At 40.2% G+C, this 25,839-nt stretch carries 22 protein-coding genes; 9 read left to right on the plus strand and 13 right to left on the minus strand.

All coding sequences use genetic code 11. The features are described from left to right. Window positions 1-9: 9 nt before the first annotated feature. Window positions 10-342 (minus strand): YegP family protein, encoded by a 333-nt coding sequence (locus GFB47_RS04420; protein ID WP_153446851.1) that lies wholly within the window; start codon window positions 340-342, stop codon window positions 10-12. 195 nt (window positions 343-537) lie between these two features. Here GFB47_RS04420 and GFB47_RS16755 point away from each other — a divergent pair, with 195 nt between their 5' ends. Both GFB47_RS16755 and GFB47_RS04430 read left to right on the plus strand, forming a co-directional pair. After that, window positions 538-690 (plus strand): DUF4113 domain-containing protein, encoded by a 153-nt coding sequence (locus GFB47_RS16755; protein WP_153446853.1) that lies wholly within the window; start codon window positions 538-540, stop codon window positions 688-690. A 140-nt stretch (window positions 691-830) separates the two neighbouring features. Further along, complete coding sequence (locus GFB47_RS04430; RefSeq protein WP_153446855.1) at window positions 831-1,760, plus strand: PD-(D/E)XK nuclease superfamily protein; 930 nt, start codon at window positions 831-833, stop codon at window positions 1,758-1,760. 318 nt (window positions 1,761-2,078) lie between these two features. Here the strand turns inward: GFB47_RS04430 and GFB47_RS04435 are convergent, their stop codons facing one another. Next, window positions 2,079-2,636 carry a hypothetical protein gene (locus tag GFB47_RS04435; protein WP_153446857.1) on the minus strand — a complete coding sequence of 186 codons (558 nt, stop codon included), beginning with the start codon at window positions 2,634-2,636 and terminating at the stop codon, window positions 2,079-2,081. A gap of 472 nt (window positions 2,637-3,108) precedes the next feature. On the opposite strand from GFB47_RS04435, the gene GFB47_RS04440 reads away from it, so the two are divergent. From GFB47_RS04440 to GFB47_RS16760, 5 genes are all read left to right on the plus strand, one after another. Further along, window positions 3,109-3,591, plus strand: a complete 483-nt coding sequence (locus tag GFB47_RS04440) for a MepB family protein (protein WP_153448148.1) — start codon at window positions 3,109-3,111, stop codon at window positions 3,589-3,591. Between the two features lie 190 nt (window positions 3,592-3,781). Continuing rightward, entirely contained in the window at window positions 3,782-4,378 is a 597-nt protein-coding gene (locus tag GFB47_RS04445; protein ID WP_153448149.1) for a tyrosine-type recombinase/integrase, read from the plus strand. Window positions 4,379-4,652: 274 nt separating this feature from the next. Then, window positions 4,653-5,123 carry a GNAT family N-acetyltransferase gene (locus tag GFB47_RS04450; protein WP_153446859.1) on the plus strand — a complete coding sequence of 157 codons (471 nt, stop codon included), beginning with the start codon at window positions 4,653-4,655 and terminating at the stop codon, window positions 5,121-5,123. Window positions 5,124-5,397: 274 nt separating this feature from the next. Beyond that, window positions 5,398-6,270, plus strand: coding sequence for an NAD-dependent epimerase/dehydratase family protein (locus tag GFB47_RS04455; protein ID WP_108092694.1), 873 nt, complete (start codon window positions 5,398-5,400; stop codon window positions 6,268-6,270). Between the two features lie 320 nt (window positions 6,271-6,590). Further along, window positions 6,591-6,926, plus strand: coding sequence for a DUF6538 domain-containing protein (locus tag GFB47_RS16760; protein ID WP_407701689.1), 336 nt, complete (start codon window positions 6,591-6,593; stop codon window positions 6,924-6,926). On the opposite strand, the gene GFB47_RS04460 is transcribed toward GFB47_RS16760, so the two are convergent. Together GFB47_RS04460 and GFB47_RS04465 are read right to left on the minus strand one after the other, a co-directional pair. Continuing rightward, a protein-coding gene (locus tag GFB47_RS04460; RefSeq protein ID WP_153446861.1) for an IS3 family transposase occupies window positions 6,859-8,015 on the minus strand; the annotation gives its coding sequence in 2 pieces (ribosomal slippage) (window positions 6,859-7,760 and window positions 7,760-8,015; 1,158 coding nt in all). The two genes, GFB47_RS16760 and GFB47_RS04460, sit on opposite strands and share 68 nt — an antisense overlap. A 97-nt stretch (window positions 8,016-8,112) precedes the next feature. Next, the gene (locus GFB47_RS04465; RefSeq protein ID WP_153446862.1) at window positions 8,113-10,683 is read right to left on the minus strand and encodes an MMPL family transporter; all 2,571 of its coding nucleotides are present in this window, start codon (window positions 10,681-10,683) and stop codon (window positions 8,113-8,115) included. Window positions 10,684-11,051: 368 nt separating this feature from the next. On the opposite strand from GFB47_RS04465, the gene GFB47_RS04470 reads away from it, so the two are divergent. Further along, complete coding sequence (locus GFB47_RS04470) at window positions 11,052-11,585, plus strand: YeeE/YedE thiosulfate transporter family protein (protein ID WP_153446865.1); 534 nt, start codon at window positions 11,052-11,054, stop codon at window positions 11,583-11,585. A 114-nt stretch (window positions 11,586-11,699) separates the two neighbouring features. Beyond that, window positions 11,700-12,071 carry a LysM peptidoglycan-binding domain-containing protein gene (locus tag GFB47_RS04475; RefSeq protein ID WP_153446867.1) on the plus strand — a complete coding sequence of 124 codons (372 nt, stop codon included), beginning with the start codon at window positions 11,700-11,702 and terminating at the stop codon, window positions 12,069-12,071. Window positions 12,072-12,159: 88 nt separating this feature from the next. Here GFB47_RS04475 and GFB47_RS04480 read toward each other — a convergent pair whose 3' ends face one another. From GFB47_RS04480 to GFB47_RS04520, 9 genes are all read right to left on the minus strand, one after another. Next, window positions 12,160-12,321 carry a hypothetical protein gene (locus GFB47_RS04480; RefSeq protein WP_153446868.1) on the minus strand — a complete coding sequence of 54 codons (162 nt, stop codon included), beginning with the start codon at window positions 12,319-12,321 and terminating at the stop codon, window positions 12,160-12,162. An 85-nt stretch (window positions 12,322-12,406) separates the two neighbouring features. Beyond that, the gene (locus GFB47_RS04485) at window positions 12,407-14,014 is read right to left on the minus strand and encodes an ABC-F family ATPase (protein WP_153446870.1); all 1,608 of its coding nucleotides are present in this window, start codon (window positions 14,012-14,014) and stop codon (window positions 12,407-12,409) included. Window positions 14,015-14,491: 477 nt separating this feature from the next. Beyond that, window positions 14,492-16,054 carry a SpoVR family protein gene (locus GFB47_RS04490; RefSeq protein WP_178306444.1) on the minus strand — a complete coding sequence of 521 codons (1,563 nt, stop codon included), beginning with the start codon at window positions 16,052-16,054 and terminating at the stop codon, window positions 14,492-14,494. Window positions 16,055-16,064: 10 nt separating this feature from the next. Continuing rightward, window positions 16,065-17,336 (minus strand): YeaH/YhbH family protein, encoded by a 1,272-nt coding sequence (locus GFB47_RS04495; RefSeq protein WP_153446873.1) that lies wholly within the window; start codon window positions 17,334-17,336, stop codon window positions 16,065-16,067. 98 nt (window positions 17,337-17,434) lie between these two features. After that, the gene (locus GFB47_RS04500; RefSeq protein ID WP_153446874.1) at window positions 17,435-19,369 is read right to left on the minus strand and encodes a PrkA family serine protein kinase; all 1,935 of its coding nucleotides are present in this window, start codon (window positions 19,367-19,369) and stop codon (window positions 17,435-17,437) included. 288 nt (window positions 19,370-19,657) lie between these two features. Next, window positions 19,658-20,158, minus strand: coding sequence for a YfbU family protein (locus tag GFB47_RS04505; protein WP_153446875.1), 501 nt, complete (start codon window positions 20,156-20,158; stop codon window positions 19,658-19,660). A gap of 147 nt (window positions 20,159-20,305) precedes the next feature. Continuing rightward, window positions 20,306-21,046 (minus strand): pyruvate formate lyase 1-activating protein, encoded by a 741-nt coding sequence (gene pflA / locus GFB47_RS04510; protein WP_153446876.1) that lies wholly within the window; start codon window positions 21,044-21,046, stop codon window positions 20,306-20,308. A gap of 192 nt (window positions 21,047-21,238) precedes the next feature. Beyond that, entirely contained in the window at window positions 21,239-23,515 is a 2,277-nt protein-coding gene (gene pflB / locus GFB47_RS04515; protein WP_153446877.1) for a formate C-acetyltransferase, read from the minus strand. 718 nt (window positions 23,516-24,233) lie between these two features. Next, window positions 24,234-25,625 (minus strand): sensor domain-containing diguanylate cyclase, encoded by a 1,392-nt coding sequence (locus tag GFB47_RS04520; RefSeq protein ID WP_153446878.1) that lies wholly within the window; start codon window positions 25,623-25,625, stop codon window positions 24,234-24,236. Window positions 25,626-25,839: the final 214 nt, after the last annotated feature.

Here is a 25,839-nt window from a genome sequence, read left to right on the forward strand (position 1 = left end):
TACGGCTATTTATGTGAGATCTTCGACTTGTGCACTAGGTGCATTCGTTTTCACAGACTCAATACCATTATCTCTTGATGCTATGCTTGCATAAGATTGACTGGTGCCTATTACTTGGTGATTGCCAGCCTTTAGATTAAACATGTGCTTTCCTGACGCGGTTTCTTTTCGCTCAAATCTTGAATCATCAGGTGCATTGGTTTTTACCGATTCAATACCGTTCTCACAACTGGCTTTTGTTGTGTATCCTTCACTGGCTAAAATATTCTGACCATTTCCGGCTTTCAAGCGAAAACGAAACTCACCAGCAGCATCTGTATACATTTCAAACTTTCCAGACATAACAACCTCTACAATTTATTTTAGTGATTAATATTAGTTATTTGACAAGTTACTTTATCAACTGTAGCTTTTTTTTGTTTAATTTGCAGTCAATAATTGCAGTCTTTTAAGTTAGGCGTAGGTTTGTTGGATTTGGTGGATGGTAAAAATACCCAAGTCGATTTTCTAAATGAGTAACCGGATAACCCAGCGTTAATGGGGGATGCACTGAATCAGCGTTATGGAACCGATAGCGTGTTCTTGGTTGTGCAAGGGTTCGACGAAAAATGGGCAATGTGGCGAGAAAGGTTGTCGCCTCACTATACGACATGGTGGGAGGGATCTGCCGATTGTGAGGTGTTAGTGTAAATGATATTTGCCCCATTCCTTGCTAGCCGCGCTCAACCTCACAAATCATAGTGAGATGATTTGACCTACTTTTTTTTATCAATGTAATGTCTAGGGAAGTGGACGCTTACCAGATAACAACTATAGGAAAGTTATGGCTAATGAAAGAACTAAACACATTTCAGAGTGTTAATGAACGTGATGTTGATTTATTAGTGCTAGAGGAGCTTAATGTTTCCGACTCATTTGCTCAATGGTTTGTTTGTCGTGTTCGCGAAGAAATAACCTCAATAAAAACGCTCGGTGCTTGGCACTCGGTCGTAGATACTAACCTAGGCGAGTCAGACTTAGTTTATATCTATCAATCAGATGACTTATCTTCACAAGCAATACTTATTGAAAACAAGATAGATGCTTCAGCTCAGGCTCAACAAGGAGAGATATATAGACTTAGGGGTAACAGAGGTCTAGAAGATGGTCTTTGGCAAGATTTTAGAACATGTATCATTGCTCCAAAGGCATATATCGCTCGAAATGCTGAGCCATACGACGCTGCTATTTCATACGAAGAAATAATGGTTTACCTTGCTGCCCAAGGTGATAAGCGAGGACTCTATAAGGCACAGACATTAAGAGATGCTATTGAAAAAAACAGAAGGGGTTACGTTGCGACGGTTTGCATTAAAACAACAGATTTTGCACAAAAATACTTAGCTTATGCCTCAGAACATTTTCCTCAATTGAATCCTGAGCAACCCAAACCCCGAGCTAATGGGCACGACTGGATTCATTTCTATCCCGAACCAATAAATAAAAAAATACGAATCATTCACCAGATCTACGGCAAAGTCATCAAGTTGCAGTTTCTAGGCCAAGCAGACAACTTTGACGATATCAAAAGTCACTTTGAAGGTTTGGAATGTAGTGGATATCGAATAATAAAGTCGGGAAAATCAGTAAATATAGAAACACCATTACCTGAAATATCAATCGCAGAACAGAGTTTTGACTCAGTATTGGAAGAAATTGGTATCGCTCTAAATAAAGCCCAGCAGTTGCATTCGTGGATGGAAAATTACCATTCTGTGTGACCGTTAAAGAAACGATACTAAGGAAAACTTATATCCAGAGGCCTGCTGATGGGGCATAAAACACATAAATGCCCCATTCCGTTTTTGCGCAAAATTCACTATCAAGGACACCAGCTAACTTTACCTTAGAAAAAGTAGCCTGAGATGCAAGCTGATAGACTCTGCTGCGAGACATTTTACTTACTAGACTCAATAAACAAGCAATACACCTTGATTAAGGGTGATACACAACCATGTTTGTTCAAAATTTTGTTAAAAACCGCTACCATCGTTGTGTGATTATCAAGCGGCTTTGTCATTAAGCAAACTAACCACTCCCTATAGAACTCTATTAAGTGCTGCTATTTCTTTTTCATATTGCTCAAAAGAGCGCATAAAGTGTTTGCTTCTGAAGTTCTCGATGTACTCGCCGCTTAGGTGAAAGCTAATAAACTCTTCACTTTCGAGCACTGATTGAAAGTAAGCTATCGCTTCTTCTGAAATTGGAGATATTCGAACAAACCCATTTGCTAAACATTGCTGTTCGACATTTACAAACTGATTTTTAATCTTAATGGTTTTAGATTCAACGTTAAGACAGCGGAGTCCTTTACTTGGAACCTCTTTAACAATGACGAAAGGCGCTTTTCTATCACTGCTCATCCCGATATAGCTACTGTTACCCCTAAGGCCAGAAGGTAACTTGAGAGATATTACTTTGTTATTGGATGTGACCGACCATGAATAAAGTGGGCTTCCCCATCCATACATTTCTGAATATGCTAGCCTTGTCAGACGATTCTCAGTAATGCTTGCCCCAAGTTCATAGCCTGATAAAAATAGAACTACTGCAACTACCAAACAACCCACTTTGACTAAGTTTGATTTCAGACTCATCTGCACTCCACGTGTTAAATAATAAATTTAAGTATGGTGGTCATCGACTAACTAGATACTCGACCGATTGGATTATACAGAATGGAAAATGGAACATCACCAACTCCCATACAATATCTTACATTTAGGGTTTCTAGCTCATATAGAACAAGTCATTGCCGTCGATTAGATAACACATGAGTCATGATCTGTTCCAGCAGGAGTAGACATCTGAACAAGCGATTTCTCTATACTAAACGTTATCCTAATTAAGGTAAATTACGTAACGCAAAAATGTCCAGAACCTTCATTTGTGCTGATTCTTTACTTATGTGTAACTTTCTTCACTAGATAACGGTTCATTAACATGTGCTATGTTGTATCGAATTTTTGAAGGGGGAATATTTTGTCTCAGTGTAAGTATCTTAATCAGGTAAGTGTGTTTATACGTCATAACTTCATCTCTAAAGGATGCGAGTTAACCAGTCCTGTCGTGTTAGATCGATATCCTCAGAATAGTAAGTATGAAGCTCTTGAATTCTCAATAGATGGAAAAAAAATTCTTTATAGAAAGGGGAATGTTACACCAGATAGACCAGGTAATTTTCTATCAATATGGAAGAGACCTGATGAAAATAGTACCGATCCGAGAAGGACGATGCCTTACGAAGAGCATGATTTAGATTATCTTTTTGTTGAGGTTAGTGATTGCGACATATCGAAGAGAGGTATTTATATCTTCCCGTTGACTGCTTTGATTGATAAGGGAGTTGTAACCTCAAATAAAGCTAAAGGAAAAATGGCCTTCAGAGTTTTTCCGCCGTGGACTTCAAGCCGTGGAGAGTTGAAATCTAAAGTTTTTTCCGATTCAGCAAAGAAAACTCAGAGGTGGCAGAGTCATTTCTTTTTATGGATTGAAGATAATGAGATTGTTGACTTAGAAAAATTCAATAATATTTTCAGCAGTTTAAGTTAGATTTACCCCCCCTAGACCAAACCTTTTTACTAGTGTGATGCGATTTTATTCATCACACTAGCTTTCCAAAACCCGCTTTGCCATACAAAAAGTTATTGAGCAGTTGCAAATTTTGGAAATTCACTGGCTCAACTTTTGTCCATTTCCTTCCAACTACAATCGTGATGACCAAATAAAGAAGGAGGTCATCATGGTGGTTTTCAAAAAAACAAAACGAAGTGGCGTCAAAAAGCCTTTTCGGCTTGAGGAAATTTGGCGGATCAGAACCAGACTAGAGATTGAAAATAGTTTGATGCAGCTTGCACTACTTAACTTAGCTATTGATAGCAAACTTAGAGCTAGTGACTTGCTCTCGCTCAGGGTTTGCGATGTATCTTCGCAAGATATGATATTTAGTCGTGTTAAGCATATTCAGCGCAAAACAGACATTGAAGTTCAATTTGAAATAACGACAAGAACTCAACAAAGTCTAATGAAATGGATTTTGATTTCTTCGCTAAACGCCAGCGATTTTCTTTTTCCAAGCCAAAGACGACAGCAACAACCAATTAGCTATTCGTACTATAGATACCTAGTCAGAAAGTGGGCGTCAGATCTAGGGTTGGATTCTAACCTTTATGGCACTCACTCAATGAGGCGAACCAAAGCGACATTAGTTTATGCAAAAACGAAAAATATTCGAGCGGTGCAGCTTTTGCTGGGACATACAAAGGTAGATAACACGATTCGCTATCTTGGTGTTGAATTAGAAGACGCATTGTTACTTTCAGAAGGCACTGATTGTTAGTCGAAAGGAACCCTATTTTTTAGGGTTTCAATTAGCTACTATTCTGACAAGCTGTTGCCCCAAAGTTCGTTAGAGCAAATACTTTACACAATTTAGGGGCATGCGTTTTGCCCTACGAAAAGTTATCCAAATTCGGTAGCTGTCAAAATTATGCCACACAGAAAACCGCCCCCATTATCTTTATCACTAACCTATTAATTTATTGTTGAAGCGTAAAAAGAAAGGCATTATGTGATCATGGAATACAAACGCCTCTTAGCAATTAGGAGAAACAATGAGCGTAAATATCAGAAGTGCAGTAATCAGTGATTCGAAGGCAATCAGTGAATTAATCTTACCTTTAGCAAAAAAATATATTTGTCCTACTTGTGATGCGTCTGCACACTATATTTTGCTCAATTCAATGTCAGAGGAAAATGTAGGAAAGTATTTATCCACCAATTACAACTATGTTATTGCCGTGACTGCGAATGATGAAGTGGTTGGCGTGGCTGGAGTTCGAGACAACTCTCATTTATATCACCTTTTTGTCGATGATAATTTTCAGGGCAATGGGCTTTCCCGCCAATTATGGGAAGCGGTTAAAGAAGAATCAATAAAAAATGGGAACAGCGGTATCTTTACGGTTAACTCGGCGGTAAATGCAGAAAGCGTATACTCACGGTTTGGTTTTAAACGCACTGAGGGCATCAGAAATCGGCAAGGAATGATTGATATTCCAATGCTGTTAGATCTTGAGTACTAACAAGCGTTTTTGCCCAGAGACGTGTCTCTAAAACGTTTGTGCCCCATTCCTTTTCAGCGCGAAAGTTTACTCACAATCTGTGATTGTACGTTTGCCTTACCTGTAGTTATCCGAGGGAGTGTCGAAGTAAGCTTTTTAAAAATTATGCGTCATTTTGCAATCTAATACACAATATCTATCATTAACCCATTGATTGTAAATTGATCAATGATTAAAAAGGCTGCATGATAGGAGTATAAAAAGCGTTATGTGTAATCCAAAGTTAAGGGAAAGAATGAAAGTACTTATTGCAGGAGCCAATGGATATATTGGTAGCCACGTGACGAAGATGTTTGTTGAAAGTGGTTTTGAAGTTTCGACATACAGCAGGGCTAGCGGTGTCCTACCTGATGCTAGAAAGCTCACTAAAGTGCCCGCAGATTTATCTGGTTACTTTGATATTGTTGTAAATTGTGCTCGTCCACATTGGTCAGAATTTTCGCCAGAGGAAATAGTTGATATAGAGTCCAAGCTGCTAACGCAGTTGGATAGGCTAGCGGCTGAAGGTGCGACCAAAATTCACACTTCGGGCGTTTGGCTATTCGGTAATGCGTCTCACAACGACCTCAAAGTGTTTAGGTTGAAGCCTTTAGATGTGGTGAAACTGGACGCAGTTACAATAGGTCGTGCTATTAAAAAGAAGTGGCATGTAGTTTATTGTCCTAGTTTGGTTTATGGCGGTGAAAACTGTCAGCTAAAGCGAATTGTCGACTCTTTATCTGACCAAACGATTCAAGTAGCTATACCATCTCAAGGTCATAACCAATACATCCACGTCAATGACATCGCAAGGTTTTATTTATCGTTGGTGCAAGGTCGAATTTCCTCAGCACAACATTTTATTGCCGAGACTAAGGGGTATAGCCCTGAAGAGTTTTCCCAGTTGTTGCTGGACTCTCGAATCATAAAAAAAGTCAGCAAAAGTAATTGGCGTGAGTTTGAAAATATCTTTGGCTTTTCGGCAGTAGAAATAGAAAAACTGAATCTTAAACTTCCAGTTAGCCCTTTGTTTGAACCGAAAGAGTCCTTAAGGAAGTACATAGAAAATTACACATACAAGCGTTTAAGGTTTCAAGATACTTTGTCTAATCCCAATCTCGCATGTTAGAACCAATACTCTAACGCGCTTCTGTCCAATTATGAGTTAGTGAGTAGTAATAAACGTTAAGTTTACTCAGAAGTGATATTGAAGAGTTGTAAGTAACTTTCTTACAGAAATTTGTATGGTTTGGTTTTTATGCAAACTTTTACTGCAAAGTTATGCAATCTTCTATTGCAAAAGTGCATGTAAGTTATTGATTATTTATTTTTATTATGCAGACTTATGTTGCACACATCACCTTCTACTGCTTTATCTTTACTTATCAAGTAATTACTTCCCTAGCTATAACAATGAAAGTAAATTGGTACTAAACAGTGGTACTAAACATGCGCTATCTCACTAGAAAACCATCTGGAATTTGGTACTTTCGCTATCAAATACCTAAAGCATTTCAAGCTCAATTCTATAATCGAACTGAATTTAAAAGATCCTTGCACACAAGAGATTATCAGCGTGCTGCTTTACTTGCGCTGAAGTTAGAGCTTGAACTTAGGCAAAAGATTGCTGAGCCCGAAAATCAATTTGACTCCACACAGATCAATGGCGAACCTGTCTTAGTGTCTGTTACGACTAAATCTAGATTACATATTCTGGTCAAGCCCAATAGGACACCTGACTTTGTAATTTTTCATAGTCGATTGGCGTTAAATCACCAAGCGTAGTATGCAACCTTTCATGGTTGTAATACCGGATATATTCTTCAACATCTTCTTTCATTGCATCACGCGTTAAATAAACCACATTGAGTAGCCATTCATTTTTCAAGCTACCGAAGAACCGTTCGACGACTGCATTGTCTAAACAAGCTCCAACGCTGCTCATTGATGATGTGATACCATTTCTCGTTAACAGGTGCTGAAATGAACTGCTGGTGTACTGTGAGCCTCTATCACTATGGAAAAGTAAGCCTCTTTGAGGCTTACGAAGTGTAATTGCCATTTGTAATGCACGTTCAACGAGACCTACCGTCATGCGATCTGATAATGCCCAACCAATGATCCGGCGTGAATGTAAATCCATGACTACAGCCAGATACATCCAACCTTGATTGGTTCTCAGATAAGTAACATCTCCGGCCCAAATACGATTGGGCACTGTAGGATTAAATTGTTGTTTTAATATATTATCTGCAACGCTATCACTATGTTTCCGCTTGGTGGTGATTTTATAAGCTCGACGCTGACGCACAACAAGACCTAACTTACGCATGATGGTGCGAGTACGATAACGCCCGATAGTGAAGCCTTCTTCACGTAGTTTCTTAGCTAATTGACGAGAGCCTAAACTTCCACGACTGCGCTTGAATAAGCGCTTGGCAGTTCTGTATAAATTAAGCTCTTGCTCAGTAATGATCTGAGCAGGTCGTGCTAACCAATCATAAAATGCACTGCGGCTTACTTTTAGAGCGTTACAAAGCATTTTTATTGGAAATCGAGAGCGATGCTCTCGAATAAATTGAAACTTTACTTCATTTCTTTCGCAAAGAAGGCGCTGGCTTTTTTTAGGATCTCTTTCTCCATTCTAAGCTGCTTTACTTCCTTTCTCAGAGCCATTAATTCCGTTTTTTCATCTGCGTTGACAGATGAATTATTGAGTTCGTCAGCCTTCTGCTTCCAAGTGTAAAGCAGGTTTTGTGATACTCCCAACGCATCAGCAGCTTGGGCGACAGAATACCCTTGTTCGGTAATAAGGCCGATTGCCTCTTCTTTAAATTCTTTCGTATAAGTTCGATATTGACGTTTTGTATTCATATTCACCTCGATTGATTATCGTATTATCCACAATCAAGGTGTCCAGATCGATTAGACCAGAATAATACCCATTCATTTTGACAATTAGAATATAACCTTAATGTTTCTTAACGCTAAACAATAAAGCCGGTAATACCGTTAAGCTATACAACAATAAAAAGCCTATTGCGATGGTGAGTAAAAATCCAATACTGAACATGCCACGGTGATCGGCAAGTAATAACGAGCCGAAGGTCACTATGGTAGTAAGAGAGCTTAAAATCGCCGCTTTAGGTGTGGAGGATTGATAAAACTCTTTCACCGATCCCACCGAGCGAAAACGTTCAACAATATGAATGCCGTTATCGACACCTAGCCCAAAAATAAGCGGGATCACGATAATATTGGCCATATTGAGTGAATAACCACTCCAATGCGCGACCGCCATTGTCGACAAGGTGGTGAGCAGTAATGGAATAAAGCTTAGCACCACGTCATGCTTATGCTTTAAGGCAAACAACAAGACTAATGCTATCAAGCCTAATGAATAACAGGTGGCTTGTATGAAGGCGGTGGTAATTATCTTACCGACTTGTTGCTCTGCTACTGGGCGACCGGTGGCATTTGGGGCAATTTTTTGTACCGCAGCAATAAATTGGTCGAGCTGTTTAACATCACGCATATTGCCCGATGGGTAGGCGACCACTAACGCATAGTCTTGGTTGTAATAACGTTGCGCCAGTGCTTGAGGAATATCCTTGATTGTCGGTTGCGGCGCTTGCATCATCTGCTGCATGTTTTGTTGCATGGAAGATAAAGGCAATAAAGCATAACGCGAAATGCTGCGATAGAGATCTTGTGGCGGGGTATTTTTCAGCCATTTTAGGGTACTAGGGTGAACACCTTGTGTGTGTTCAAGCTTGCTAATGAGTGGCTCTAGCTGAATAGTATGGGCGGCAGCCGCGGGTGGTTGTTGAAGCGTTTTGGCTAATGTCATCATTCTGCTTTGACGATCTTGCGGCAAAAATGAATTAATCGATAAAGCATTACTCACTTCGGGTAGATGTGACAATTTTTGTTGCCATTGTTTTGCTTGCGCGGGCGATGAGGCCAACATCATCATTTGGTAGCTTGAGGTTAACCCTTGCTGTTGAATTTCTTCTAAGGTTTGTACCGATTCTGAATGCGGCGATTTAAGCACTAAGGTCGAAAAATCAAAGCGCATTTGACTGGCACCAATTCCGGTGACAATTAACAATCCAATCGCGATCCCGATGACCAATTTATGGTGTTTTACCAACCAATATTCACCATCTTGTTGCACTTTTTTTTTAGCTTGTGGCTGGTATTTAGGATAACCGAACAAGAAGAAAAACACCGGTATCACAGTAAACGTGGCTAATAATCCCATTAACATACCGGCAGCGGAAATGATGCCTAATTCAGCCAGCCCAGTATAGGCGGTAGGGTAGAATCCTAAAAAGCCAATTGCTGAAGTTAATGCGCATAAACTCAGTGGGACAAATGTGCCTCTAACCGACGCTTTTAAACAGTCGGTATTATTGTCATGCTTGCCTTGTTCTTCCCGTATTCGTAAACAAAAATGAATCGAAAAATCGACCCCAAGGCCAATAAACATCACTAAGAAGACAATCGAAATGGTGTTATACGAACCGACTAACCATAAACCAACCGCTAACGTCCAAATAAGCCCAACAATTACCGCGATATAACTGGCCACAATAATGCGAACCGAGCGGATGCCAAACCCTAAGATAATGATAAGTCCGATCAGCGACATAGCGCCGGCCAGTTTTACACTGTGATTAGCGTCTTTTATTTCATCAAAATCTAATGCCGTTTGTCCGGTTAAGCGAACTTTTACGTTTGGCAAATTGGCGTATTTATTGATCAGTTGATGAGCGGTTTCCATAATCATACGGTTAGGCTCTTTTTGATCGCGTTGTGGGATTGCGTTAACGCTGATGATCTGATAATTGGTGGTTTTGCTTTGCGGGAATAATAAAGAGAGCCAATTAACCGATTGATTGGCAGATATTTTATTTGGGGTGTCAGTTTGGTTAGCATGATCAATATCGGCGACTTGGTTGAGAGCGCTAATTAAGAGTTTGGCACTTTTCTCATCTTTAGTTTCAATCGCTTGGTTTAATTGCGCCAATAATTGCATTGCAGGCGCGGCTGGATTGCTGCTGCTTTGATTTTTGCTGGTGCTTTGACTCATCGCAGCGGTTTGAAGCCGTGGCAATAGCGCGCTTAAGTTGTGATTAAAATCGTTAAATTCTTGTTTGGATAAAAACCACAACGCTTGCTGTTTTAACCAAGGCAAGGTAGAGGGAGAGAACACATCTTTAAATAAAGGGGTGCGCGAGAAATCTTGGGTTAAATGTTCGGTCACTTGTTGGATTTGTTGACGATCATCGCCAGAAATGACCACCACCAATGAACTTTCAGAATCGCCAAATTGTTGTGATGTTTTATTAAGGTTATCTTTCCACGCGGCATCTTGCTTCACTAAATGGTTTAGATCTGAATCAACATTAAAGTGATCTTGGCTATACACTACCCCAAAATAACTGCTTACACACAGGCACAATAGGCACAAAACATACGGCCAAGACGGGGTGGAAGATTGAGTGGATTTTGCATTACGAGAAAAGAAAGAGAACATAACAAGCTTATCGATTCGTTAGATGATCAGGCCAACAGTATACTCTTTAAGGTATTTTGTGAAAAAGATTAAAATCAATAATAGCCGGAAAAACGGTCCATTTTTTTGTTTTTTTAAGCCTGCGACGACGTCAGTGATAAGCTGAGATTGGCGCTGTCCAGCTTTATAAAACTCATGTCATTTGGCTAGGTTATTAAATTAAATAGCCCATACAAAATTATAATCAGAAGCTCACGATTGATTCATATCAAGTAACAAAATATGAATAAGAGTAACCTGTGCAACAATTCAATTTATCCAGTCTTTATTCAGGACAGTTTTTATTTACTACTGTCTTAATTCAATATGAGCAGGAAACTTTAATATGAATCGTAAATGGTTGCTCCCTATTCTGGTTTTATCGGGAGGAGCATTATTGTGGCAATTTATTCTGGCGGGAGGGGCGTTTCACGGTCTTAACCGGCGGTATCATTATTGCGTTTCTTAACTCTAGTGTATTGGCACAGCATGGTTCGGCGTGGACTATTACCGACGCCGCTTATGAAATGGGCATACATGGAGGCTCGTTATTTGGTTTGTTTAAAGGGAACCCGAGCCTAGATCACTCTTTGTTTTTTAACCCAATGGTTGGCATGTTTTGGTTAGGGGTTTTAGGCGCGGCATTCGCACGTTGCATCAATAACACTAGCATCGCGGCGCCACTTCGTTTTGATCACAGTATGGCATCGATTATTGGTGGATTACTGATGGGAATGGCAGCGATGTACAGCGCTTGTAATCTCGGTGGATTTTTTGATGGCATTGCTTCTGGCAGTTTGCATGGCTGGGTTTGGATGTTGATGGCTTTGGCTGGTAGTGTGATTGGCATTCGCCTGCGACCATTGTTTGGCTTACATGGTTGAGTTTTCGATAAAATAAGTTTGTTTTTGTGAGCAGAAAATGGCGAGAATCCTATTTCTTTGTTAATGTTATTACGGCGTTATTGAATAACGACGTAATAATATAGGGAGTTTATAATGAAAACAGTTTCTAAATTTGCTTTTGCTGCGATTGCTGTGGGTGTGTTGGCCGGCTGTTCATCAAATGATGAAATGATGGCACAACAAAAACAAACGACTGAACAAATCCAAACTCTAACCAATGAATTACAAACTCAAAAAGAAATGTCAGCTAAGAATGCAGAAGCCGTTTCTCAGTTGCAAGCAAACAATGAAGCGATGCAACAAAAAGCAGAGCAAATGATGAAGGTTTATACCGTCAAAGAAAACGACACGCTTATGTCTATCTCTCGAGATCATGACATGTCACTAGAAGATCTAATGGCATTAAACTCTGACATTGATAAATCGAAAAAGCTCTTAATTGGTACAACCGTTAATATTAAATAACGATGGTTTGTTAATAAGAGAAATCGACAAAATCAAGATTGAACCATAAGTAAGAAAGCTGCCGAATCGGTGGCTTTTTTTTAGCGCCTTAAAGGTCTGTCGAGGCGATCAGCATCACGCCAGCAGCCGTTAACTCGGCGTAAAGAGTCTTGCGCTGTAGTGCATTAATACCAATGACCAATTCTTTGCCACCATCAACCGGAATGCTATGAACAACCGGATCATCACCATGCACAAAGCTATTTTGCATATCCACAACAAGCAATGAATCATCAAGATATGAAAAGCCGCAATGACCCATCGATCATTGCGGCTAGTTTCAAGTCATAAGCTAATTATGCAGCGTCTAAAGCGGCTCTTCTTAGGTGCGAAAGATATTCATTATAAGTGCCTTGGAAGTTAACCAATTTTTTGTCTTTAACATCTATAATTGAGGTGGCAAGAGACGAGACAAATTCACGGTCATGGCTAACAAAGATTAACGTACCTTGATACACCTTTAAGGCATCATTTAATGCTTCAATCGCTTCCATATCCATGTGGTTGGTAGGTTCATCCATAACCAAAACATTGATGTCTTGTAGCATTAATTTACCGAATAACAGACGGTTCTTTTCACCACCTGAACAGTTTTTGGCTTTTTTATTGGCATCATCAGCGGTAAATAATAAGCGGCCTAAAAGTCCACGAACCATTAAGTCATCATGCTTCGCGGTGCGCCATTGTGAGATCCAATCAAAGATAGTTAAATCGTTATCAAAATCTGCGGTGCTATCTTGCGGGCAATAGCCGATAGACGCATTTTCAGACCATTTTACTACGCCATGATTTTGCTCTAATTCTTTTACCAGACAACGAAGTAAGGTTGATTTACCCACACCATTCTCGCCAATCACGGCTAAACGCGTACCGGCTTCAAGTAATAAATTGCCATTTTCGAATAATATCTCGTCTTCAAATCCATGGCTTAAATCTTTTAACTCAAGCGCCAAGCGGTGCAGTTTCTTGCCTTCACCAAAATCAATCGATGGACTAATACGGCTAGATGATTTCACTTCATCAAGTTTGATTTTATCCATTTTTTTCGCGCGAGAACTGGCTTGTTTTGCTTTAGAGGCGTTAGCACCAAAGCGATTGACGAAGTCTTGCAGTTCACTAATTTCAGCGGCTTTTTTAGCATTGTTTGACAATAGTTGCTCACGGATCAAACCTGATGCTTCAAGGAAGTATTCGTAGTTACCCGGGTAGATACGAAGCTCACCGTAATCGATATCGGCCATGTGAGTACAAACAGAATTTAAGAAGTGACGGTCATGCGAGATGATGATCATGGTGCATTTACGTTGGTTTAACTCTTCAGCCAACCAGTTGATGGTATTAATATCAAGGTTGTTGGTTGGTTCATCAAGTAGCAAAATATCAGGATTTGCAAATAGAGCTTGTGCTAATAACACACGCAATTTCCAACCTGGGGCAACTTGTTGCATTAAACCAAAATGGAATTCTTCTTCGATACCGGCTTGGATTAAAATATCACCGGCGCGGCTTTCGGCTGTGTAACCGTCCATTTCTGCAAATTCACTTTCAAGCTCGGCCACTTTCATGCCGTCGGCTTCACTCATTTCTGGTAATGAATAAATGCGTTCGCGTTCTTGTTTGATTTCCCAAAGCTTACGGTCGCCCATGATCACAACATCGATAACATTTTGTTGTTCAAAAGCAAACTGATCTTGGCTTAGTACGCCGAGTTTTAATCCCGGTGTGATAGAAACGTTACCAGAACTTGGAGCCAAAGCGCCACTGAGGATCTTCATAAAGGTCGATTTACCACAACCATTGGCACCAATAAGACCGTACTTATTGCCGTTACCAAATTTGGCAGAAATATTTTCAAATAAAGGCTCAGCGCCAAATTGCATGGTGATGTTAGCGGTAGAAATCAAAGAAGTTCCCTAGGTATGTATTGAACTATCGTATTGTGATAGTGCAAATCAACGGATTAAAAGTGTGAATTAATAGGCGACGAATTATACAGGTTTATGGAGTAAATAATAGATGCGTGAGCCAAGTCACAGAAGTTAGTTTTTAAAGTGTGCCTTTAACTCATAATTTTAATTATTAGCGTTTATTTTCAATGGGTTAATTTATAACGATGATTTATTGATTGCCATTCAGCCTAATGTTGTCTGAACAAAGGCAAGCTGAGATGAAAAGGTTAAGCTAAAATGGTGATGAAAAAGGCGTTAAGTGACATTAAGTCATCAATTTTATGATGGGAAATTGGCATGAAATTAATTTGGTTAAAGTTATTGATCACCATTGTAGTTTTTGCGGCATTATTTGGTTGGGTTTATTACAAAGTGCAAAGTGGTGTTCAATAACACTATAACCTATAACTGATCCTGCCTAGCTAATGTCGTTTAGGTTCGATGAGCCATTTTATCATTACGTTCTGGGCAACTGGCTAAGATCTCTCGATTTCCTGTTTCTTTTACTTCTTCTAAGATGACATCAAAGCCCCATAGGCGGTGCAGATGTTTCATCACTTCTGGGTAGTTAGTATGTAATGGCACCCTATCTTGCGGGATGTGTTGTAGGGTGAGTGAGCGATCGCCACGCACATTAACATTCCAAACTTGAATATTGGGTTCTAGATTACTTAAATTGTACTGAGAGGCGAGTTTTTCTCGGATAGCCTGATATCCCAACTCATCATGGATGGCACTGACTTGAATGTAGTTGCGTCTATCGTCATCGAGAACGGAAAACAGTTTAAATTCTCGGATCAATTTTGGCGATAAGTATTGGCTAATAAAACTTTCGTCTTTGAAGTTATGCATGGCGAAATGCAAAGCCTCTAACCAGTCACTGCCGGCCAGTTCTGGAAACCATTCTTTATCTTCTTGCGTTGGATTTTCACATATTCTCTTAATATCTTGGAACATGGCAAAGCCCAAAGCATAAGGGTTGATGCCATTATAATATGGGCTGTTGTAGTTAGGTTGTGCCACCACATTAGTATGACTGTGGAGAAATTCGAGAATGAACTTATCCTCTACCAAGCCTTCATCGTATAAGTGATTTAAAATGGTGTAATGCCAAAAAGTAGCCCATCCCTCGTTCATAACTTGAGTTTGTTTTTGTGGGTAAAAATACTGGCTCACTTTGCGCACGATACGCACAATTTCACGTTGCCAGGATTCAAGTAATGGCGCATGTTTTTCAATGAAATATAAGATGTTTTCTTGGGGTTCACTAGGAAAACGAGGCGCTTGGGTGTCTTGTTCTGAATGTGGGTGCGGAACGGTGCGCCATAATTCATTCACTTGCGATTGCAGATATTGTTCGCGGTCTTCTTGGCGCGCTTTTTCTTCTACGATTGAGATCTTCTCTGGGCGTTTGTACCTATCGACGCCATAGTTCATTAATGCATGACAAGAATCGAGAATTTGCTCAACTTCTTCTACGCCGTATTTCTCTTCACATTCTGTAATATAGGTACGAGCAAACAGTAAGTAATCGATAATGGAACTGGCATCGGTCCAAGATTGGAATAAATAATTGCCTTTGAAAAATGAGTTGTGGCCATAACAGGCATGCGCCATCACCAGTGCCTGCATAGTAATGGTGTTTTCTTCCATTAAATAGGCGATGCAAGGATCTGAGTTGATCACGATTTCATAAGCGAGCCCCATGTGGCCATGCTTGTAGTTTTGCTCAGTTTGAATGAATTTTTTACCAAATGACCAATGGTGGTAATTAATTGGCATGCCGATACTGGAATAAGCATCCATCATTTGTTCGGCGGTGATCACCTCGATCTGATTTTCGTAAGTATCTAATCGATAATGCGCCGCCACTCGTTTGATCTCGGTATGATATTGCTCTAATAATTCAAACGTCCAGTCTGGGCCAGCCGATAAGGTTTTTCGGGTGTTGCCAGGCTGTGGATCGGTTGGTTTTGATTGAGTCATATTATCCATAATTCAGCCCTCAACTGGTTTGTTTTTGAAACAGTTCGCGGAATATTTGGAAAATATCTTCCACCGAACGTATGTTTTTCATGGCAAAATTATCAGCATGTTCCGCGATTTTTTCATACTCGCACCACAAGGTTTGATGCGAGCGCTGGGTGATTTCGATATAAGAGTAATACTGGCAATAGGGCAGAATCTGTTTCTCTAATTGCTCTTTACAGCGGGGCGAGTCGTCCGCCCAGTTATCCCCATCAGAGGCTTGCGCGGCGTAAATATTCCATTCGTTAGTAGGAAAGCGGTCTTTAATAATATCGGACATCATTTTTAAGGCGCTAGAAACAATGGTACCACCGGTTTCTTGCGAGTAGAAAAATTCATGTTCGTCTACCTCTTTGGCTTGAGTGTGGTGGCGGATAAAAATAACCTCGACATTTTGATAAGTGCGAGTTAAAAATAAATACAGCAGAACATAAAAGCGTTTGGCAATGTCTTTGGTGGCTTGATCCATAGAACCGGAGACATCCATTAAGCAAAACATCACCGCTTGACTGGAAGGAATAGGGCGGCGTTCATAGTTTTTAAAACGTAAATCAAAAGTATCAATAAAAGGAACACGGGCAATTTTTTGGCGCAGTTCTTCTATTTCGAGTTTGATTTGTTTTTCTTCTAATGGTCGAGCAGGTTCCGACATTGAAATATCATCGAGAATGGATTCTAACTCGGCAATTTTGCGACGTTTAGATGCGCTCATTGCAGTACGACGTGCTAATGATTGTTGCAGCGAACGAACAATGGCTAAATTGCCCGGAACACCAGAGGTTTGATAACCCGCGCGATGGCTTTCCCATTCGGTAATTTTGTTGATTTGGTTTTTTTGTAAGTTAGGCAGCGCCAGATCTTCAAATAAAATATCGAGGTATTCGTCTTTGGATATTTGGAAAGTAAAATCATCTTGACCTTCTCCATCTTGGCTGGCATCCCCTTTACCTGAGCCTGAACCACCGCCACCTGCTGGTGGACGATCGATTCTATCTCCGGTAGTAAATTGGTCATTACCGGGATGCACGCGCTCTTTAACGCCGCCTTTACCTTGATGAAAAACAGGCTCATTAAGATCTTTTGATGGGATAGCAATATCCTCACCAGTTTGAGTATTGGTGATGGAACGTTGTTTTACCGCTTCAGACACGGATTTTTTGATTTGCTCTTTATTACGGCGAATAAACCGCTGACGGTTGACGGTGCTTTTATTCTTCCCATTAAGCCGTCTATCAATGAACTGTGTCATCGCTTTCCCCTAGGACATAGAATTGCCCTTTAACTTTCGGCAGTCTGATGTAAAAAATACATAGGCTGCCGATTTTTACGTTAATCTATAATGGAATGTTATGAAGACTTACGCACGCGTAAATACCATTCTGCCAATAAACGCACTTGCTTTTTGGTGTAGCCTTTTTCCATCATACGGGCGACGAAATTGTCGTGCTTTTTCTGATCGTCTTGCGATGTTTTGGCGTTAAATGAAATCACAGGCAGTAATTCTTCTGTATTGGAGAACATCTTTTTCTCAATCACAGTGCGTAATTTCTCATAACTGGTCCATGCTGGATTCTGACCACTGTTATTAGCACGGGCACGTAAGACGAAATTGACGATTTCATTCCTAAAATCTTTCGGATTACTAATGCCGGCGGTTTTCTCTATTTTTTCCAGTTCATCATTTAACGCTGAGCGGTCAAACAGTTGGCCAGTTTCAGGATCGCGATACTCTTGGTCTTGGATCCAAAAATCGGCATAGGTAACATAGCGATCAAAGATGTTTTGCCCATATTCTGAATAGGATTCGAGATAAGCGGTTTGAATTTCTTTGCCGATGAATTCAACATATTTTGGCACTAAATAGCCTTTTAAGAATTCTAAATACTTATCAGCCACTTCTTGCGGGAACTGCTCTCTCTCAACTTGTTTTTCGATGACATAAAACAGATGAACTGGGTTGGCGGCCACTTCACTTTGATCAAAGTTAAAAACACGCGATAAAATTTTAAACGCAAAGCGGGTTGAAAGCCCAGACATCCCTTCATCCACGCCCGCATAATCGCGGTACTCCTGATAGCTTTTGGCTTTCGGATCGGTGTCTTTTAATGTTTCACCATCATATACCCGCATTTTAGAGAATAAGGATGAGTTTTCAGGTTCTTTTAAGCGCGATAAAATGGTGAATTGAGCCAACAGCTCTAAGGTGCTCGGCGAACAAGGTGCTGTGGATAATTCACTGTGAGTCAGCAGTTTTTGGTAGATTTTTATTTCTTCTGATGTGCGTAAACAATAAGGGACTTTAACAATATAAACCCGGTCTAAAAATGCTTCATTATTTTTGTTATTGCGGAAGGTTTGCCACTCGGATTCGTTGGAGTGGGCTAAAATCATGCCATCAAAAGGCAGCGCAGATAACCCTTCAGTTCCGTTGTAGTTGCCTTCTTGGGTTGCGGTTAATAATGGGTGTAACACCTTGATTGGTGCTTTGAACATTTCGACAAACTCCATCACCCCTTGGTTAGCTTTACATAATGCACCGGAATAACTGTAAGCATCAGGATCATCTTGTGAAAAATGTTCAAGTTGACGAATATCGACTTTACCGACAAGTGATGAAATATCTTGGTTATTTTCATCACCTGGTTCAGTTTTGGCTATCCCGATTTGATTAATAATGGAAGGGCGCACTTTAACCACTTTAAACTTGGTAATATCACCGCCAAATTCATTTAACCGTTTTGCCGCCCACGGTGACATGATGGAATGCAAACAACGCTTTTCAATGCCGTAGTCATTTTTTAATACCTCACCGTCTTCTTCGACATCAAACAGGCAAAAAGGGTGGTCATTAACCGGGCTGCGCACGCCGTTAGCAGATAACACATAAATAGGGATTTGTTGCATCAAGCTTTTTAGTTTTTCGGCTAATGAGGATTTACCTCCCCCAACAGGGCCAAGTAGATAGAGGATTTGTTTCCGCTCTTCTAAGCCCTGCGCCGCATGTTTTAGATAGGAGACGATTTGTTCGATCGCTTCTTCCATGCCGTAGAAGTGTTCAAAGGTTTCATAGCGAGCGATCACGCGGTTTGAGAATAGCCGACTGAGTTTAGGTTCTTTTGCGGTGTCGATAATTTCAGGCTCGCCGATGGCTAATAATAACCGCTCGGCGGCATTGGCGTAAGCACTTTTATCTTGTCGACAGAGCGATAAAAAGTCCTGTAAAGACATCTCTTCATCTTTAGATGCTTCATAACGTGATTGGTAGTGATCAAAAATACTCATAGTGAATCCCCTTGAAAATACCCGCTCTGATATTACGGCTTTATCACCTCGGGTGTATCGACTGAAGTTTTAATTTCCTCTACTCATAAGACTAGACTCGTTTTCGTATTCTGCTTAATAATTATGGTGTTATTTAGGGTTTATTTTTATTGAATTTGTTTGAAGTAGTGGGAGGTTAGGCTGGAAGGTGATACTTTTAATCGGTGTAAACTAGGAATAGCCACAATAAAAAACGACCCATGAATAATAACTCACGGGTCGTTAATGTTTGGGCTTTAAAACGAAAAATTAAGCATTAAAAATTTGCGTTAATTCCGTTGCTGAAAGGTGGTATTGACGAGGGCAGTTGCGCCATGTGATCACCATTCTGCGGTATTTTTCAGTCATTGGCATTTGAGCATTAAAGTAATGATCTGCTTTATCAAATTGAGGGTACAGACCTTCAGAATCAACTAAGAAACGAACATAATTTACTGCTTGATGCTCAGTTGCAATGTCAAAACCTAAGAACTGTAGACGACGTTGATCAACTTGTGCTTTGTCAGTATCAGCTAGCATATTATTTGACTCTTGCAATGCGTGATACATTTCCATGATATCGATAATTTCACGACATTGGCTTTCTTCAATGCAGCCAAAGTGTTTGATAAGTTCGCGCATTTGAAGTTCGTAACCACGCTCGACAATGGTTTGTAAACGCTTGTATTTTTCGGCGTTAGCTGGTTCTAGTTGTTCCATAATGCTGTATTGATTTGACAGGATCAGGCGTTGTGCGTTTGTCATTTCCATGTGTGACCTCGAAAAGTGAAAAATGGGAATTCACTGCGACTATTTTGAGTTATTCCCTTGGTGTTAAAAAGAAAGCCGCAGTGGTGTGATAGTTGAATGCGTTGTTATTAAATTAACTCGTTATTAAACAGGATAATGAGTTACCAACTAGTAAATCACATTATCATGATATTTACTCAAAGTTTCGGCCATGAGCTCCATGGTTTCTTTTGGCGGCGGATTCACGCCATCCAATGGATAATCAAAGCCTAATGCCTCCCATTTATGCGCACCTAATTGGTGATAAGGAAGCAGTTCTATTTTTTCGATGTTGTCCATATCTTTAATGAACTCACCGAGCATCTCGGCTGACTCTACATCATCGGTATAACCAGGAACAATCACATAACGAACCCAAGTTTTTTGACCAATTTTGTGTAAGTAACGAGCAAAGTCTAATGTGCGACGGTTAGAAACACCGATAAAGTCATGATGAATCTCATCTTTCATGTGCTTTATATCGAGCATCACAAGATCTGAAACAGCTAATACTTCATCAATCACATCGGTATGTTTGCGAATATAACCATTGGTATCTAGGCAAGTGTGAATGCCTTCTTCATGTGCCGATTTAAATAAATCGCGGACAAATTCAGGTTGCAACATAGCTTCACCACCTGAGCAAGTAATACCGCCACCAGAGGCTTTCATAAAATGGCGATAAGATTTCGCTTCCGTGATGATTTCTTCTACGGTTACTTCTTTACCGCCATGCGTATCCCAAGTATCACGATTATGGCAATACATACAGCGCATCATGCAGCCTTGTGTGAAAACAATGAAGCGGATACCCGGTCCATCGACCGTACCACAAGACTCATAAGAGTGAATTCGACCAGTTGCTGGCATTGGATTAATCCTCTGTAAATTTATGTCTCTATTTTATTACAAATGTAGTTGGTAAAATAGGGTAATGATGGGATTAAGTGATTTTCTTTAATAAGAATGTGTTACTAGAAGCAAAGAGTGACAGGAGCAAACGAAAAAAGCCCCACTCCGAAGAGTAGGGCTTTATGACTGAAAGTCTATATTAAATATAAATTACATAGTTTCAGTGAAAGTACGTGCGATTACGTCTTGTTGTTGTTCTGCTGTTAAAGAGTTGAATCGTACAGCGTATCCAGATACACGGATAGTTAGCTGAGGATATAGCTCTGGGTGCTTAACGGCGTCTTCTAGAGTTTCGCGGTTAAGAACGTTAACGTTAAGGTGTTGACCACCTTCTACAGACGCTTCATGGTGGAAGTAACCATCCATTAGGCCAGCAAGGTTCGCTTTCTTCGCTTCGTCAGTCTTACCTAGTGCGTTAGGTACGATAGAGAAGGTGTAAGAAATACCATCTTGTGCATCAGCAAACGGTAGTTTTGCTACTGATGTTAGAGATGCTACAGCACCTTTCTCATCGCGACCGTGCATAGGGTTAGCACCTGGAGCGAATGGAGTACCAGCGCGACGACCATCTGGTGTGTTACCAGTTTTCTTACCGTATACCACGTTAGACGTGATAGTTAGGATAGATTGTGTTGGCGTTGCATCGCGGTACATTTTTAGTTTACGGATTTTGCCCATAAATGTTGATACTAGTTCACATGCGATATCATCTACGCGTGAATCGTTGTTACCAAATTTAGGGTAATCACCTTCGATGTTGAAGTCTAGCGCTAGGCCGTCTTCGTCACGAATTGGAGTTACTTTAGCGTATTTGATTGCAGATAGTGAATCGGCTGCAACAGATAGACCAGCAATACCACAAGCCATTGTACGACGAACGTCACGGTCATGAAGAGCCATTAGTGATGCTTCGTAGCTGTACTTGTCGTGCATGTAGTGGATAGAGTTCAATGCTGTAACGTATTGAGTCGCTAACCAATCCATGAAGTGGTCCATTTTTTCCCATAGCTCGTCGTAGTCAAGTACTTCAGAAGTAATCTTTTCTAGTTTAGGACCAACTTGGATTTTCAGTTTCTCATCTACGCCACCATTGATGGTGTAAAGCATAGTTTTTGCTAAGTTAGCACGAGCACCAAAGAACTGCATTTGCTTACCAACAACCATTGGTGATACACAACAAGCGATTGCGTAATCATCAGATGCTAGGTCAGGACGCATTAGGTCATCATTTTCGTACTGGATAGAAGAAGTATCGATAGATACTTTTGCACAGAAGTGCTTAAAGCCAGCAGGAAGTTTTTCAGACCAAAGAACCGTAATGTTCGGCTCTGGGCTTGGACCCATAGTGTATAGGCTGTTTAGGAAACGGAAGTTAGTACGTGTTACTAGAGTACGACCGTCAAGACCCATACCACCCATTGATTCTGTTGCCCAGATTGGGTCACCAGAGAACAACTCATCGTATTCAGGAGTACGTAGGAAACGAACCATACGTAACTTCATTACGAAGTGATCGATCATTTCTTGCGCTTGTGCTTCAGTGATTTTGCCAGCAGCAATATCACGCTCGATGAAGATATCAAGGAAGGTAGAAGTACGGCCAAGAGACATTGCCGCGCCGTTTTGAGATTTAACCGCAGCTAGGTAGCCGAAGTAAGTCCACTGAATTGCTTCTTGTGCAGTTTGTGCAGGCTCAGAAATATCACAGCCGTAAGATGCTGCCATAGTTTTGATTTGACCTAGAGCACGATGTTGCTCTGAGATCTCTTCACGAAGTTGCATAGTAAGAGTAAGATCTTCACCATTTTCAAAACGCTCTTGTAGCGAAGTGAATTGTGCTAATTTATCTTTCATTAGCATGTCGATACCGTAAAGCGCGATACGACGGTAATCACCAATGATACGACCACGGCCGTATGCATCAGGAAGACCAGTCAATACGCCAGATTTACGACATTTCATGATGTCTGGAGTATAGATGTCAAACACACCTTGGTTGTGTGTTTTACGTAGCTCAGAATAGATTTTAGATACTTGTGGGTCTAAAGTACGACCGTATGCTTTACAAGAACCTTCAACCATGCGAATACCACCGTTAGGGATGATAGCGCGTTTCAGAGGAGCTTCAGTTTGAAGACCAACGATAGTTTCAAGATCTTTGTTAATGTATCCAGCTTCATGCGAAGTGATAGTAGAAATAACAGAAGTGTCGAAATCAAGTGGAGCAAGAGTTTTGTTCTCAATCTTGATGCCTTCCATTACTTGAGCCCAAAGCGCGTTAGTTGCTTCAGTACCCTCAGAAACTAGGAAAGATTCATCACCTTCATAAGGTGCGTAGTTCTTTTGAATGAAATCACGAACGTTTACTTCGTTTTGCCAATCACCTTGTGCAAAACCTTCCCAAGCTTTAGCAAATTGCTCTGCCATGACATACCTACCTTTTTAGTAGAAAAAATACGTACTGTAATAGCGCACTAAAAGAAGTGGGACTATCGCCCTAAGGCACCAGTACACTCTGATTAATAACAATACCAATAGATGAGATATATTCTCTATTGGTATTGTTACTATTGTGTGAACATCCTTGCTCAAAGCGCGAGAGTCGAAGGGAAAGTATCCTAACGTCCTCGTCGAATAAATCGAGCAATAACATACCACTAAAGTATAGGGTTTGATAGCTTTTGATTTATTCATTTATGGATAGACTGACCGTCTATTTGAATCCAAGTAAGCGTAGTCTTTATACGATTAATTTCAAGTGATATTCGATGAATTATTGATAATAAAAATCGAATTAGCTATAAATTCTCGCATTAATCTTCGCTCAACTATTTTAGATAAAATTACCAATACTGAGCCAATATGGTGTTGATCTGGATCACGTTTTGTCATTAATTATCGTAAATAATAAAATATTTTTATAAAAAATACAAATTTTGTTTAGTTTTGGCTGTGCAAGGTTTTGTGCGGGTGAGGGCGTGATAACGATGGTGTGAGCAAATATAACAAGATGCCAGTTTTAACCTTGATATGATGTGAAATTGAGATACAAAAAAGCCAAGGTATATCACCTTGGCTATGTTGATTTTAAATATTTAGTAGTAGAGGTTTGACTGTTCTTCCATTCAACAGAGTTGATAAAGCACTAGGTATGTTTAATGACGACTTTATTACGACCGCTTTCTTTTGCTTCATACAAGCCTTCGTCAGCAAAGGCGATCGCTTCGGTTAAGTTATGTTTATCTGAATCGGCTTCAAAAACACCACCACTAATGGTGAATCGACATTTCAGTGATGTGATTTTTGAAATCCTAATTCGAATGCCTTCAGCGATAGATTTAGCTTCAATTTCATCAATATCATTCTGTAGTAAGATAAACTCTTCACCGCCATGACGTGAAACAAACACATTGCTTGACTCAAATTGCTTGAGGACGTGTGCCACTTCCCGAATGACTTCATCACCTTCACCGTAAGTGTCATTAATGTTTTTAAATTTATCGATATCAAATAAGACAATCGAATAAATATTAGATGAAGTTTGTTCAACCACTTGCGCCAGTTCCATAAAGCGGCGACGGTTATCTAAACCGGTGAGGTAATCTTTCTTCTCGGCAATAATTTGTTTGCGGTGGCGAATTGTCAGCACAAAAAGTAACGATGCAATAACGAGGAATACACTGACCGCTGCAGTGATCAAGCTGCCATATAAATCCGAAGTAGATTCGGTAAGCTCTGAATTTGAGATCCCCGTCGCTACCGTCCAATTCAAGAAGGAGTAGTGTTTATAAGCAACGGTTTCGACAAACTTGTTGCCATTTATCATAACCGGTTGAATAAAGGTGCCTTCAGGTTGGGCTTGTACCTGCTTAAGGAAACCAGTCATATTTGAATCAAATAAAGCTTCGCTCGAGAGGTGTTCGCTACCGGTTGGTTTTAAGATTATTTTTCCATTTTTATCAATAATATAGATAAAACCCGTTTTGCCTGGTTGATAATCGGCTAATTTTTTCTTTAATAAATGAGTATCAATTAAGTGCAGCATTTCTTCTTTGTACACACTGACTTCGATCACCGAGCCATCTTTACGCTTCAGTGAGTAAGCCGCTTTCATGGTGGCTTTTTTATCACCCGGGTTGCGCCATTCATATTCAAGGAAGGTTTGGTCATGCGCTAATTGTTTTTTCACAAAGTCATATTGCGAGACATCCTCACCTTTACGATGTGGGTGATACAATAAGCGCCCCTTAGCACTAGTAATAGAGACATAACCGTGCTCGCCTATTTTAGTACTATTGGTATATTGATCTAATAAACGATCAATTTGAACGGGTGATAAGCCGGATTCTATTCCTGCATTGGTCATTCGCTGAACGGTTGCTGCAACCCCTTTTAAATAGGTTTTGATCGATTCATTTACCGTGGTGTCCATGATGTCATAGCTGGCGTGTACGCTACTTTTAATCACTGAGTGGGTAATATTATCAATATCAGTATCAACACGCTCAAATTGGATGATAGTGAAAATAGAAGACACTAAGTAAAGATTAATAATGCGCTAATAAATACAATAGCGAGAGGGGATTTTTTCATGACATAAACTGCTGTGGTTGCCTCAAATAGGCCGAGAATGCTATCACGGCTTTATAAGGAATAATCCATAGTTAGGTTAAGTTTTGGTTAAACCTTTTATGCGGGACCCAATATCAGCCACACTAAGCGGTTTTACGATTAAAATCACGAATTATAGA

Origin of the sequence: Vibrio algicola (assembly GCF_009601765.2) — a bacterium.
In the GTDB taxonomy this organism is placed as follows: Bacteria; Pseudomonadota; Gammaproteobacteria; order Enterobacterales; family Vibrionaceae; genus Vibrio; species Vibrio algicola.

Bases quoted from the DNA above. Each gene is read 5' to 3' on its own strand.
- pflA (WP_153446876.1), bottom strand. From the start codon at position 21,046: ATGCCAGCAACTGGTCGAATTCACTCTTATGAGTCTTGTGGTACGGTC.
- GFB47_RS04420 (WP_153446851.1), bottom strand. From the start codon at position 342: ATGTCTGGAAAGTTTGAAATGTATACAGATGCTGCTGGTGAGTTTCGT.
- GFB47_RS04465 (WP_153446862.1), bottom strand. From the start codon at position 10,683: ATGTTCTCTTTCTTTTCTCGTAATGCAAAATCCACTCAATCTTCCACC.
- GFB47_RS04445 (WP_153448149.1), top strand. From the start codon at position 3,782: ATGGTGGTTTTCAAAAAAACAAAACGAAGTGGCGTCAAAAAGCCTTTT.
- GFB47_RS16755 (WP_153446853.1), top strand. From the start codon at position 538: ATGGGGGATGCACTGAATCAGCGTTATGGAACCGATAGCGTGTTCTTG.
- GFB47_RS04450 (WP_153446859.1), top strand. From the start codon at position 4,653: ATGAGCGTAAATATCAGAAGTGCAGTAATCAGTGATTCGAAGGCAATC.
- GFB47_RS04505 (WP_153446875.1), bottom strand. From the start codon at position 20,158: ATGGAAATGACAAACGCACAACGCCTGATCCTGTCAAATCAATACAGC.
- GFB47_RS16760 (WP_407701689.1), top strand. From the start codon at position 6,591: ATGCGCTATCTCACTAGAAAACCATCTGGAATTTGGTACTTTCGCTAT.
- GFB47_RS04455 (WP_108092694.1), top strand. From the start codon at position 5,398: ATGAAAGTACTTATTGCAGGAGCCAATGGATATATTGGTAGCCACGTG.
- GFB47_RS04490 (WP_178306444.1), bottom strand. From the start codon at position 16,054: ATGGATAATATGACTCAATCAAAACCAACCGATCCACAGCCTGGCAAC.
- GFB47_RS04430 (WP_153446855.1), top strand. From the start codon at position 831: ATGAAAGAACTAAACACATTTCAGAGTGTTAATGAACGTGATGTTGAT.
- GFB47_RS04500 (WP_153446874.1), bottom strand. From the start codon at position 19,369: ATGAGTATTTTTGATCACTACCAATCACGTTATGAAGCATCTAAAGAT.
- GFB47_RS04480 (WP_153446868.1), bottom strand. From the start codon at position 12,321: ATGCAAAATAGCTTTGTGCATGGTGATGATCCGGTTGTTCATAGCATT.
- GFB47_RS04495 (WP_153446873.1), bottom strand. From the start codon at position 17,336: ATGACACAGTTCATTGATAGACGGCTTAATGGGAAGAATAAAAGCACC.
- pflB (WP_153446877.1), bottom strand. From the start codon at position 23,515: ATGGCAGAGCAATTTGCTAAAGCTTGGGAAGGTTTTGCACAAGGTGAT.
- GFB47_RS04435 (WP_153446857.1), bottom strand. From the start codon at position 2,636: ATGAGTCTGAAATCAAACTTAGTCAAAGTGGGTTGTTTGGTAGTTGCA.
- GFB47_RS04475 (WP_153446867.1), top strand. From the start codon at position 11,700: ATGAAAACAGTTTCTAAATTTGCTTTTGCTGCGATTGCTGTGGGTGTG.